15 protein-coding genes are annotated in these 12,729 nt (G+C 41.5%); all 15 read right to left on the bottom strand.

The window, feature by feature from the left end; all coding sequences use genetic code 11:
* Positions 1-80: 80 nt before the first annotated feature.
* Positions 81-632, bottom strand: coding sequence for a GNAT family N-acetyltransferase (locus SORDD15_RS01105; protein ID WP_061413623.1), 552 nt, complete (start codon positions 630-632; stop codon positions 81-83).
* Positions 633-739: 107 nt separating this feature from the next.
* Positions 740-1,564 (bottom strand): ammonia-dependent NAD(+) synthetase, encoded by an 825-nt coding sequence (gene nadE / locus SORDD15_RS01100; protein WP_061413621.1) that lies wholly within the window; start codon positions 1,562-1,564, stop codon positions 740-742.
* Positions 1,561-3,021, bottom strand: a complete 1,461-nt coding sequence (locus tag SORDD15_RS01095) for a nicotinate phosphoribosyltransferase (RefSeq protein WP_061413619.1) — start codon at positions 3,019-3,021, stop codon at positions 1,561-1,563. The genes nadE and SORDD15_RS01095 overlap by 4 nt, the downstream gene beginning before the upstream one ends.
* A gap of 116 nt (positions 3,022-3,137) precedes the next feature.
* Positions 3,138-3,626 (bottom strand): DUF6773 family protein, encoded by a 489-nt coding sequence (locus SORDD15_RS01090; protein ID WP_061413617.1) that lies wholly within the window; start codon positions 3,624-3,626, stop codon positions 3,138-3,140.
* Complete coding sequence (locus SORDD15_RS01085) at positions 3,616-3,825, bottom strand: helix-turn-helix transcriptional regulator (protein ID WP_061415620.1); 210 nt, start codon at positions 3,823-3,825, stop codon at positions 3,616-3,618. The genes SORDD15_RS01090 and SORDD15_RS01085 overlap by 11 nt, the downstream gene beginning before the upstream one ends.
* 146 nt (positions 3,826-3,971) lie before the next feature.
* On the bottom strand, positions 3,972-4,568 hold the full coding sequence (locus tag SORDD15_RS01080; RefSeq protein WP_061413614.1) for an HAD family hydrolase: 597 nt from the start codon (positions 4,566-4,568) through the stop codon (positions 3,972-3,974).
* Positions 4,569-4,627: 59 nt separating this feature from the next.
* Complete coding sequence (locus tag SORDD15_RS01075) at positions 4,628-5,038, bottom strand: GNAT family N-acetyltransferase (protein WP_081102329.1); 411 nt, start codon at positions 5,036-5,038, stop codon at positions 4,628-4,630.
* A 98-nt stretch (positions 5,039-5,136) separates the two neighbouring features.
* Positions 5,137-6,501, bottom strand: a complete 1,365-nt coding sequence (locus SORDD15_RS01070) for an amino acid permease (protein ID WP_061413612.1) — start codon at positions 6,499-6,501, stop codon at positions 5,137-5,139.
* Positions 6,502-6,577: 76 nt separating this feature from the next.
* Positions 6,578-7,060: a transcription elongation factor GreA gene (gene greA / locus SORDD15_RS01065; protein ID WP_061413610.1), complete on the bottom strand. Its 483-nt coding sequence runs from the start codon at positions 7,058-7,060 to the stop codon at positions 6,578-6,580.
* 62 nt (positions 7,061-7,122) lie between these two features.
* Complete coding sequence (gene mltG / locus SORDD15_RS01060) at positions 7,123-8,874, bottom strand: endolytic transglycosylase MltG (RefSeq protein WP_081102328.1); 1,752 nt, start codon at positions 8,872-8,874, stop codon at positions 7,123-7,125.
* Between the two features lie 74 nt (positions 8,875-8,948).
* Entirely contained in the window at positions 8,949-9,452 is a 504-nt protein-coding gene (locus SORDD15_RS01055) for a GNAT family N-acetyltransferase (RefSeq protein ID WP_061413608.1), read from the bottom strand.
* Positions 9,449-9,916, bottom strand: a complete 468-nt coding sequence (locus SORDD15_RS01050; RefSeq protein ID WP_061413606.1) for a GNAT family N-acetyltransferase — start codon at positions 9,914-9,916, stop codon at positions 9,449-9,451. The genes SORDD15_RS01055 and SORDD15_RS01050 overlap by 4 nt, the downstream gene beginning before the upstream one ends.
* 9 nt (positions 9,917-9,925) lie before the next feature.
* Positions 9,926-11,260 carry a UDP-N-acetylmuramate--L-alanine ligase gene (gene murC / locus SORDD15_RS01045; RefSeq protein WP_061413604.1) on the bottom strand — a complete coding sequence of 445 codons (1,335 nt, stop codon included), beginning with the start codon at positions 11,258-11,260 and terminating at the stop codon, positions 9,926-9,928.
* Between the two features lie 11 nt (positions 11,261-11,271).
* Positions 11,272-11,883 (bottom strand): divisome accessory protein ZapJ, encoded by a 612-nt coding sequence (locus SORDD15_RS01040; protein WP_061413602.1) that lies wholly within the window; start codon positions 11,881-11,883, stop codon positions 11,272-11,274.
* Between the two features lie 47 nt (positions 11,884-11,930).
* The coding region (locus SORDD15_RS01035; RefSeq protein WP_196756200.1) for a DEAD/DEAH box helicase at positions 11,931-12,729 on the bottom strand (799 nt) is incomplete at its 5' end.

Genomic DNA, 12,729 nt, shown 5'->3' with positions numbered 1-12,729 from the left:
GGGATTTAATCAGGTTATTTAGAAATCTGACACAAAAAAAGCCAGACAAGGCCTGACTTTGATAGATACAGAAAAGAAAATCACCTGTCTTCCCTACTTATCTGGTAATAAATAAGGTCCGCAACGTAGTCTTTTCTCTCCACACCATTGGTAATGGTTTTTAGATAAGACATTCCCGCTTTTTCCATCACACGGCCTGAAGCCGGGTTGAGACTAGCATATCGTGCTCTGACTTTTTGAAAACCTGCTTGAGTAAAACAGAAGTCTAGCACAGCTTTCAAGGCCTCCGTCATCATACCACGACCCCAATAGTTTTTTCCTAAAACATAGCCAATTTCACAACTTGAATCAGGCTCATTCATCTCAACGATGCTGATATCTCCTATCACATGCTCAGGGTTTTCTTTGAGACAAATGGCCCATTTGTAATAGTTGGGATTGGTATAGGATGCAACCCAATTTCGAATCAAGTTCCGAGTCACCTCAACATCAGGATGAGGATCCCAAGAGACATAGATTAGATTCTCAGCAGACGAAGCCCAATTTTGAAACATGGCTTCCGCATCACTCTCCACAAATCTTCTCAAAATCAAACGTTCTGTCTGTAACATTTGCGTACCGATTGCTTTCATAATGTTACCTCGTTTTCTAAGCTTAAGGCTCAAGCTAAAAAGGTTCAACAGAACCTTCTTCGCTTTCTCATTTCCAGGCTCAGGGTAAAAAGGTCCACTGGAGGTTTTTACTCCCAAAAGTCATCAAAGACGGTGATTGGTAGGTGGCGTTTGTGTTGGCCTTTATGCCACCAGTTTTCGATAGTTGCTTGAGCTTCTGGGCTGACTGTTTTGCCTTCTAGGTAATCATCAATTTCATTGTAAGTGACTCCCAGGGCTACTTCATCAGCCAGCCCTGGTTTGTCTTCTTCTAGGTCTGCTGTTGGGATTTTTTCATAGAGGGCTGGGTCCGCACCAAGCTCCTTCAAGAGTTGCTTTCCTTGGCGTTTATTGAGGCGATAAAGAGGGAGAATATCTGCACCACCGTCACCAAACTTGGTAAAAAAGCCTGTGATATTTTCCGCAGCATGGTCTGTTCCAATGACCGCTCCGCTATGGGTACCCGCAAGGGCATATTGGGCAATCATACGGCAACGCGCCTTGATATTTCCCTTGTTAAAGTCTGAAACAGTGCTTCCTGTCGCTTCAACTGCAGTTGCCATGGCATCAGCTGATTCCTTGATATTCACAACCAAGCTGACATCTGGCTGGATGAAAGCAAGAGCTTTTTGAGCATCTGCTTCATCAGCTTGCACGCCATATGGCAGGCGGACAGCGATAAATTGGTAGCTGTCATCTCCTGTCTCTGCTCTCATTTCTTCCATAGCTAATTGCGCCAAGCGCCCTGCTAAGGTTGAATCTTGTCCTCCAGAAATCCCTAGTACAAAGGTTTTAAGAAAGGGGTGTTTTTTCAAGTATCTCTTTAAGAAATCAATCGAACGGCGAATTTCTTTCTGGGCGTCAATCACTGGTTGGACACCCAGTTGCTGGATAATGGTCTCTTGCAAACTCATTCTTCTTCTCCTTCACCAAGGGCTTCCTTGCGCATCTTGTCAATCAAGTCCATTTTGTCCTGCCAAATATCACGCGCCAAGTCTACCGGGTAATGTTGCGGATTGAGTACCCGTTTATACTCATCCCAAAGCTTGTCAAATTCCTTACGAGCATAGGCTTGAATGTCAGTCAAACTAGGCAAATCGTAAACTAATGTTCCTTCTTTAAAGATATCCACCAAGAGAGGAACAGCATCAAAATTACGAACGGTCTTTTTGATGTAGGTATAAGTTGGATGGAACATCTTGATTTCTGTCATGCCACTCACATCCACACCATCATAAGTGATGTAGTCACCTTCTGACTTGCCTTTATCACGACTGGTAATGCGCCATACCTGCTTCTTACCTGGGGTTGATACTTTTTCTGCATTGTTGGACAGTTTAATGGTATTGCGCATGTTACCATTTTCATCTTCGATGGCCACAATCTTATACACTGCCCCAAGAGCTGGCTGGTCATAGGCTGTAATCAGCTTGGTTCCCACACCCCAGACATCAATCTTGGCCTTTTGCATCTTGAGGTTGAGGATGGTATTTTCATCTAGATCATTTGAAGCATAAATCTTAGCCTCTGTAAATCCAGCCTCGTCTAGTTGCTGACGAACTTTTTTGGAAATATAGGAAAGGTCGCCAGAGTCGATACGAACACCTTTAAAATTAATCTTATCACCCAACTCACGCGCTACCTGAATGGCAGCCGGCACACCGATACGAAGGGTATCGTAGGTATCCACAAGAAAAACGCAATTTTTATGGGTCGCTGCGTAAGCCTTGAAGGCCTCATAGTCGTTCCCATAAACCTGTACCAAGGCATGGGCGTGAGTCCCCAAGACAGGAATGTCAAAGAGTTTACCAGCACGCACGTTGCTGGTTCCATTGGCGCCACCAATCACGGCCGCGCGTGTTCCCCAGATAGCTGCATCCATTTCTTGCGCACGACGTGTCCCGAACTCCATCAAGGGTTCATCTTCAATGACTGAACGAATACGTGCTGCCTTAGTCGCTATCAAGGTTTGAAAGTTAACGATGTTCAAGAGAGCCGTTTCAACCAATTGACATTGGGCAAGAGGGCCTTCAACTTGAACAATTGGCTCATTGGCAAAAACCAAGTCCCCTTCCTGGGCAGAACGAACCGTCAACTCCAACTTGAGATTGCGGAGGTAGTCTAAGAACGCCCCATGATAGCCAAGCGACTCCAAGTAGGCAATATCGCTATCAGAAAAGCGCAAGTCTTTAAGATAATGTACAATTCTTTCCAAGCCAGCGAAAACTGCATAACCGTTGTTAAAAGGTTGCTGGCGGAAATAAACTTCAAAGACCGCCTTTTTATTGTGAATCCCTTGGTCAAAGTAAACTTGCATCATATTGATCTGGTACAAGTCCGTGTGCAATGTCAAACTATCATCTGGATACATTTGTTTTCCTTCTTCCTACTTTACAAAGGTATGAACGTATTCTACCACTTTCACACCGTCCGATAAATTAGTACTATTATAACACATTTTAACGAGATTGATAAAAAGCTAACAAGCTATTCCATAGTCTCCAGTTCATCCATATCTTGCTCAAACTTTTTCTGAGCCCATTCGCCATAACTTTTAAGGCCGAGATTGCCGATAAAGACCCAAGGAAGGTAAATCAGATAAGTAATGACCCAAGCAGACAAATATTTAACGTTCAGAGGATTGTGCTGATAAATTTCGATATTGAATTGATAATTCTCCAACATCAAGAGAGTCGTAATAGCGAGAGTCACCAGCAAACACCCTACAATCGTAAAATGAAAACGACTATAGTAGGTCACTCCAAGTTGTCGTGCACGATTGAAAAAGAAGAAAATTCCTAAAAGAAGGGTAACCAGAAGAATATTAGGATTAAAAAGAGCAGGTGCTAACACAGCCACCAAATAACTTAGCAGAATGAGCCCGATAAACATATAAAAAGACTCTGTCCCAGCTTTGTTAATCAGTTGTTCTTCTCTTTCGTCTACTAATTGATAATAAAAGAATCTATTTTTCATCTTCTTCCTCCCAAAATAATTGATCTAAAGTTTTTCCTAAGCATCTGCAAATGGACTGGCAAAGGGAGAGACTAGGATTGTATTTTCCAGCTTCAATCAAGCCTATAGTTTGCCTAGTAACACCCACAGCTTCTGCCAAATCCCCTTGTGTCAAGTCAAGCCCCACACGAGCTAATTTTAATTTTACATTTTTAGCCACTAGCATCCTCCTTCACATTTTTAAAAAGTTGCGCTTCTTTTAAAAACATTATACCATATATCTAACTCAATGCAATGTATAAATGTCATTTTGTAAGATTTTATTAACAAAAAACTCTCTATCACAAAAAATAGAGAGTTTTGAGTTCAAATATAGGATTTCAAAATATCAACGACATCACTTCTTTTCTTGACCTGATAGCCCTTGATTCCCAATTTTTCAGCTACACTTGTATTATCCTCAATATCGTCAAGAAAGACACAATTTGCGGGATCTAGCTGGTATTTGTCAAGAATCTCCTTAAACATTGCCAAATCAGGCTTTATAGCTTTTATATCACAGGATAGGACAAAACCATCTAAAAGCTCCTTTAAGGGAGATAGTTGCTCTTCCAGCAAGTCATAAAATACCTTTGAGGTATTGGACAAGACAAAGATGCGATGCCCCTTTTTCTTTAGTTCTGACAAGACAGGAAATACTTCCCTATAAATATCAATGTAGCTAGGCCAGTTCCAGATAACTTCTTCAACCTTCTTTTGATAGGTACTTCCAATCATCAACACAACTTTAAGCACCAACTCTTCTCTCGTCATGATCCCAAGATCTAATCTTTCCCAAAGTCCGGACTGAAAAATAGCTTTATCTAAAACCAAATATTCTTCCTTCGTATCCGAAACCCCTTGCAAAATCTTATCCTTGTTCCATTCTAATAAGACGTTGCCCATATCTAGTATGATATCCATTAGCCCACCTCCTTGCTTATGTGAAGAATCCCTCTTTGCCTTATGCCTTCATGTTCAACTTACAAATCCTTTTGGTAATAATATCTTTGCCCTGTGTAGGGATAGTCTTGCAAGGTAAAGACTTCCTTATAGCCATGGCTTAGATAAAAATCTGGCGCTTGAAACTGGTAAGTATTGACAAAAGCAAAACGACAGTTTCGTTTCTTAGCTTCACTTTCAGCTCGCTGCAATAGTTTCGAACCGATTCCTTGTCCCCGTAATTCCTCTTTCACAAACAAATATTCGATTTCCAGCCAATTTCCGAAAGTCTCAGCTACTAAGCCCGCCATGAGATTGCCCTTTTCGTCTTCGAGATAAAGATTCAGTGGCTCGCTCTCAGCCTCTTCTCTTTTGGAACGATTATAAGCACGAATCAAATTCCCAATTTCTTGCGCCTTCTGGGACGCTTTATTTTCCAATCTAACGTGCATCCAAACCTCCTTAGAACTGTTACAGCTTGATTATAATCCTATTTTAATAGACTGTCAAACTAGAAAAACTCACCAAACAGAGTTGATGAGTTCATGATTTATTTTCTAAATTTCCACTGACTATAAATCCCAAAAACAAGAATCCAGATAGCAGAACCAACTGCCCCCATGAAAGTGGACTCTTGCAAAAAGAGAGTCACAAAAACAAAGACAAAAAAGAGAATGGTTAGGGGATTAAGCAAGCGATACTGAGGCATGAGGTAGCCATCAGCCATGAAGTCTTGTGACTTGCGGTATTTAAGATGAGCCACCATGATCAAGATATAAATCGCGATGTAAACACCTGATGAGGATGCTGTAATCAAAGCAAAGGCATCGGAAACACCTGGCAAGACATTGATAAAGGCAGCAAGAGCAATCAAGATTGCTGAGGCAATGATGGCATTTTGCGGAACATTATGGCGAGAGAGAGTATCTGCCTTGATCGCTTTTAAGAAGCGATTGGGTGAATCATGGGCAATCTGGTAGAGGTGTCGTCCTGTTGAATAGAGGGTTGAATTAAGAGCCGATGCGGCCGACGTCAAAACGACGAAGTTAATCAGAGCTGCCGCCCACTTGATACCTGCTAGCTCAAAAACCGTTACAAATGGTGAATCTGAAGAAGCAAGTTCTCTCCAAGGAATAATAGACATAATGGCTAATAGGGCTCCACCATAGAAGAAGACAATTCGAAGAGGAATTTCTTTAACTGCTTTGGGCAAAACCTGACGAGGATTCTTCGTTTCAGAGGTTGTCACTCCGATAAATTCAATCATCAGATAGGCAAAAAATACCATTTGAAAGGCCATGACAAAGTTCATGACTCCATTTGGGAAAAGAGAGAATTGATTGCTGATATTTGCCAAACTTGCGGCACCATATGGTGTTTCAAATCCTGTCAAGACCATAAAGACTCCTGTTGCAATCATGGCTAAAATCGCCACAATCTTGACCATAGCAAACCAAAACTCGACTTCTCCAAAGAGCTTAACCGCAATCAGGTTGACCAAAGCCAAAATCGTTAAAAAAACAATCTGAATCAACCAACTAGGCCAAGAAGGAAACCAAAACTGAACATAATGCGAAATCGCAGTGATTTCTGCCATACCGATAAAGACAACTGACAACCAATAAGACCAAACTGAGAAATATCCCCAGCCTTTCCCCAAATGACGGGTGATAAAGTTGATAAAGGTATGTTGTTCTGGATCTTGATACAGCATCTCCCCAACAGCCCTCATCATCAAAAACATAAAGGCTCCTGTAATCATGTAAATCAGAATGATAGAAGGTCCAGTAAGGCTGATAGAGCGACCAGCACCTAGGAAAAGTCCGGTTCCGATTGTTCCCGCAATGGCCATCACCTGAACATGACGATTGGTTAAACCACGCTCCATTTTATTTTTCTTCTTGTTTGAACTCATATAGTCTCCTATTTATCAAAAAAACCAAAAAGGAGTTGAGCAAGGCAAAACCTTCACTACTCCTTTTTCATCCTATTTAGGCTGTTTTCTCAACCTTTAAGATTTTGACATCATAGCTACCAACTGGTGTTTCAATCGTTGCAGTATCACCAGTCTTCTTGCCAATCAAAGCACGGCCAATCGGACTTTCATTTGAAACTTTTCCAGCAAAGGCATCTGCACCTGCTGAACCGACGATAATATAAACTTCCTCTTCGTCTTCACCGATTTCTTGGATAGTTACAGTCTTACCAATCGCAACTTCATCCAGTGCTACTGCGTCGCTGTTGACGATTTCAGCGTAGCGAATTTTGGTTTCTAGACTTGAAATTTGTCCTTCAACAAAAGCCTGTTCATCTTTAGCCGCTTCGTACTCACTATTTTCTGAAAGGTCTCCATAGGAACGAGCAATCTTGATACGCTCTACGACTTCGGGACGTCTAACGAGTTTCAATTCCTCTAATTCTTTTTCTAATTTTTCCTTTTCTTCAAGGGTCATTGGGTAAGTTTTTTCTGCCATTTTTTTAACTTTCTTTTCTATTTACTTTTTTAAAACAAAATTATGTGGAAAACCACATAATTTTAGTTTGAACTACTTGATTGGGTTAGTTTGCTATTGATATGTTCTGCAACGTTTTGATCGTGTTCTTCTTTGGTAGTCGCGAAGTACACTTTACCATCTTCGACATTGGCTACAAAGTATAAATACTCACTCTTTGTTTGGTTTACACTTGCTTCAATCGCATCCGAACTTGGGCTATCAACCGGTCCAGGCATGAGGCCAAGGTTGGTATAGACGTTGTAAGGAGAAGCAATCGTTGTGTCAATTGTTGCATCATCTGCTAGACTAATTTTTTGACCAAGTTTTCCTTCCGCATACAAGATAGCAATATTACTTTGAAGAGGCATGCCAGTATTCAAACGATTGTAGAAGACACCAGCAATCGTTTTACGGTCTTCGGTCTTAGCACCTTCTTTTTCGACAAGAGAAGCAATGCTAAGCAATTCATTAACTGTCAGATTCTTTTCTTTGATCGTAGCGTAATATGGTGACATAGCCTTATCCATAGCAGCTACCATCTCATCAATCAAACTTTCAACAGTTGTACTGTCTTTGATCGTATAGGTCGCTGGGAAAAGGTAGCCTTCAAGACGATAACGAACGCCACTGTCTTTTGTTGGAAGACTTCCAAGTAGGTTTGGATACTTAGCTACTAATTGTGAGATAAAAGTCTCATCTTGAGCTTTTGCCAAGAAAGCATCCGCAGTAAGAGGTTCTTTAAATTCACCTTGAAGTTGTCCTACTGTTTGAGCGATTTGCTCTAATGTATAGCCTTCTGGAATTGTCAAGTTTGCAAGAACAGGTGCCTGAGCTTCAGGAGTCCCACCTTTTTGCAATTCTTGAATCAACTCATCCGTACTCATACTCTTCTTCAAGTTATAATAACCTGACTTCAAGTTGGCATGGCTATAGTATTTAGCATAAAGGCTAAAAATCAGTCCATGTTTAACCAAACCAGATTTTTCCAAGGTGCTTCCAATTTCTTGAACATTTGCACCGTCTGGGATTTGAACCGTTACGTAATCCTTTGAGCTCGCATCAACAGGTTTCAAGGAATCTTGAACGTAACCATAACCAAAGTAACCACCAACTGCAACGAGTACTAGGAGAACTAGAACTGTTACTAGGCAACCTTTAGCTTTTGATTTTTTCTTTTTCTTAGTTGATATTGCACCTTGACGACGACTACGACGTGGAGCATCAGCTAATCCACTGCTAGATTCTGTAGAAACAGTCTCTACTCTTTCAGGCATTCCTGGGGTGATTTCCTCTTTCTTGTCTTCTGTTTTATAGGTTACGGCAACCTTAGTCGGAGTATTGTTAAATTCTTTTTCTTCGGGTTTAAGTTCAACTGGTTCTACCTTAGGTTGAACAGGTTCCACTATAGGTTCTTCAGCCAGATGAATCGGCTCTACTAGAGGTTCTTCAGATTCTACAACTTCAATCTTGTCAATGATTGGCTGTCTAATCTCTTTCTCTTCTTGTCCATCCGTTTCATCAGTTCTAGCACTTGAAAGTGGAGGAACACTTGGTGCATTCTTTAGAATTTTATCGACAACAGATAGGGAATCAGCCATCAACTCTTCTGTTGATGTTTCTGGTTCAAGATCTGAAGGAGTTGCTGAACTAGCTGGAGATGATGAAGCCGTCAGATTTGGAATCTCTACTTCTTTCTCTCTTCTATCTTGTTCTTTTACTCTTTCTAAATCACGTAGAATCTGCTCTTTAAAGCTTAATTTTTCTTCTTCTCTTGATTTTTCAGTCAAAAGCATTACCTCCTTGTTGACAATCCATAATATTATATCTTAAAAGTCGCAGAAAAGCAACCAACTAGGGCATTCCCTAGCTAGTTTTCTTTATTTTCAGGCTGCCAGACCATATCATACCATGTTTCCCCAGCAAAGCTTGACTGAGATATTCCCTCATTAACAAAGCCGTGCTTTTCGTAATAGGCGATAAGGTAGTCATGACACGTCAGGTTAATGCCCTCTCGTTCATGTTCTAAAGCGACCTCTTTCAGAGCCTTTAATAGTCTTTTTCCTACCCCCAAAGCTTGTGCTTCCTTGGCAATAGATAGGCAAGTCACAGAAATATAACCTCCAGGTTGATGGCTATAGTCTTTTATTTCTTCTGTAAAGGACTGATCATGTAGATGGCGGTGTGGGACGACCGGACCTTCGATATAACCAAGAATACGCCCCTCTTTTTCAGCTATCAGAAAACTGGTCTGAATTTCCCGCAAATGTGCCTCAAAGACCGAACGAGGAATGGCTTCCTCAAGGGAGAAATTCTCTAGCTCTATCTCTAAAATCCGATCTAAATCCGAAAATCTTGCTTGTCTGATTTTCATATTTCCTCCTGATAAAGGTGATTGGCCCAAATTAGATACCATTCAGGACCACTGCCATAATGACTCTCTGACAATTCTTCTTCAACAAAGCCATTCATTTCAAAATAAGATAGTAGCTCATCAGGACTCTGCAAAAGAATACCTTGATAATCTAGTTCGACTGTCACCTGTTTCAAGGCCGCAAGAAGAAGAGTTCCCAGACCCTGTCCCCAATGGTCAGGATGAATGGTCAATGATTTTACTTCTATCCATTTGGGATGAAGATACTGAGCTTCTCCTAAAACATAGCCCAGGAGCTGATTTTCATCCCCAGCTACAAGAAAGGTACCCGCAGTCTTGCGGATACTCTCTTCTAAGGATTGGCGGCTAAGTGCCTCTTCTAACGAAGGATTGGCTTCTTCAATCGCCAGCATTTCTTCTAAATCTGATAGGGTAGCTCGCCTTATTGTGATTGGAATTTCCATCTGTTTTCCTTATTGGACGTTGCTTGTCAAGTTAGACAAGAGACGTTCAAATGAATATTCATAGGTTTGGATGTCTCCAGCACCCATAAAGACGTAAACAGCATTGTCATGGTCTAGGAGTGGAGAAACATTTTCAACAGTGATAACCTGATGTTTCTTGTTGATTTTATTAGCTAGGTCTTCTACCTTGACATCACCATGGTCCACTTCACGAGCTGATCCATAGATTTGCGCTAGATAGACTGCGTCTGCTTGATTCAATGCATGGGCAAATTCGTCCAACAAGGCAATGGTTCTTGTAAAGGTATGCGGTTGGAAGATTGCCACGATTTCCTTGCTTGGATATTTCTGACGAGCTGCATCCAAGGTTGCAATGATTTCTGTTGGATGGTGGGCAAAGTCATCAATAATCACTGTATCATTGACAATTTTTTCAGTGAAACGACGCTTAACACCTGCAAAAGTTTTCAAGTGTTCACGGACCAAGTTCAAATCAAAGCCCGCTGTATAAAGAAGACCAATAACAGCTGTCGCATTCATGATATTGTGACGACCAAAGGTTGGAATGTGGAATTGACCCAACTCTTGTCCACGGAAGTGAACAGTGAATGTCGAACCAGTCGTAGAACGAAGGAGATCACTAGCTACAAAGTCATTGCTCTCAGCTTCAAACCCATAGTAATAGATTGGCGCATTGGCTGTGATCTTACGCAACTCAGCATCCTCACCGTATACAAACAAACCTTTGGTAATTTGTTTGGCATAGTCGTTAAAGGCATTGAAAACATCCTCTAGACTTGTAAAGTAGTCTGGATGGTCAAAGTCAATGTTGGTGATGATAGAGTATTCTGGGTGGTAAGGCATGAAATGGCGCTCATATTCGTCTGATTCAAAGACAAAATATTTGGCATTAGCTGAACCACGACCTGTCCCGTCACCAATCAAGAAGCTGGTATCTGTGATGTGAGACAAGACGTGTGACAACATACCTGTTGTTGAAGTTTTTCCATGAGCTCCTGCCACTCCCATACTGACAAAGTCGCGCATAAAGCTACCTAGGAATTCATGGTAACGTCTGTAGCTGATACCATTTTGATCTGCATAGGCGATTTCAACGTTGTTATCTGGACGGAAGGCATTCCCCGCGATAATCTCCACATCACCTTGTAGGTTCTTTTCATCAAAAGGAAGAATGGCAATCCCTGCCTGCTCTAGTCCACGTTGAGTAAAGTAATATTTTTTAACGTCTGAACCTTGAACCTTGTGTCCCATTTGGTGCAACATCAAGGCTAGGGCACTCATCCCTGATCCCTTGATTCCAATAAAATGATATGTTTTTGACATGCTTTTCTCCCCTACTCAGTAATTCTTGTCAGATTCAACTCTTGGGCAACCTGACGTTCCTGATCTGTTTGCTTATTCTTTTTATTATAGATTTGGCTCTTCTTTAGAAAATCATAGTTGTTCTTTTTATTTTTTCCCGTTTGGGTTTTCGGAGTTGGATTCGCCACTTGGCCAATCTCCTCAGCTAAAATATAGTGGGACTGGCTCAAGTTTTTACTAAATTTGGCAAACTCACCAGGATTTTCCTTTTGAAATGGCGCTGTTGGTTGGTTTCCTTGACGAACAAGTGTTGAACCATTGTGTCGTCTAGTATGACTAACATCCTGAGTCAAATACTTGGCTGAACGTTTCTTCTTCAAGTCCGCACGCGCCTCTTCTCGAGCCAATTCAGCATACGTTTTTTCAACTTTTTTAGGTTCTGGGCTTGGCTTTGGCTCCTTATTAACCACTGGAGAAACTACGTTTTCTTCCTCATTTATAGGAGTCCATTCCAAATAGTTCTTATCGCGGTAATCACCTTTGATATTGCTAATAAAGTCTGACTCATCGTACAAGTCCATGACTGGTATTTTGGTCAGTATGATCTCATCATCTGACACCAATGGAAATCGATCTTGTTTCATTTTGTATTTCCTTTCAACACTTCATTATAGCGTATTGTCTTGATTTTTCAAGTGCTGGCTTCAGAAATTCCCAAAATTTCACGAATTTCTGCCAGACTGAGACTCGCGCGCGACTCCGTACCATCTAAAACTTGGGAAACCAAATGTTTCTTTTGTTCTTGAAGTTCTTGGATTTTCTCTTCAATGGTTCCCTTGGTAATCAACCGATAGACCTCGACCATCTGCTCCTGCCCCATTCGGTGAGCACGTCCGATAGCCTGGGCTTCAACAGCAGGATTCCACCAAAGGTCAACCAAAATAACCGTATCAGCTCCCGTTAGATTAAGACCAACACCACCCGCCTTAAGGGAGATGAGAAAGGCATCTCTCTCTCCTTGGTTAAAGGCCTTGGTCATCTCCTGTCTGTCATGAGCAGGAGTTGAACCTGTGATTTTGAAGGAGGTCAAGCCCAAGTCTGGGAGTTCTTGCTCGATTTTTTCCAACATTCCTTTGAACTGGGAGAAAATCAAGACCCGATGCCCACCATCAGCCACTTGTAGCAATAAATCTCGGAGACTATCCAATTTACCACTAGCTCCTTGGTAATCGTCCATGAAGAGAGCGGGCGTATCGCAGATTTGACGCAAACGCATGAGTCCAGATAAGATTTCTACCCGACTTCTCTGGAATTCTTGATTGGTCACTTGCGCTAGGCGGTCTCGCATCTGTTGCAACTGGGCTAGATAGATGGCCTTCTGCTGGTCTTCCAGTTCATTTTTATAGACGACTTCGATCAGGTCAGGTAGTTCTGTAAGAACTTCTTCTTTCTTACGCCTCATGACGAAAGGCTTGATAAACTGCGCGACT

The organism is Streptococcus oralis, from assembly GCF_001578935.1.
GTDB classification, from domain to species: Bacteria; Bacillota; Bacilli; order Lactobacillales; family Streptococcaceae; genus Streptococcus; species Streptococcus oralis_R.
The sequence above is the reverse complement of the archived record's forward strand: the minus strand, read 5'-3'. Positions and strand labels throughout refer to the sequence as shown.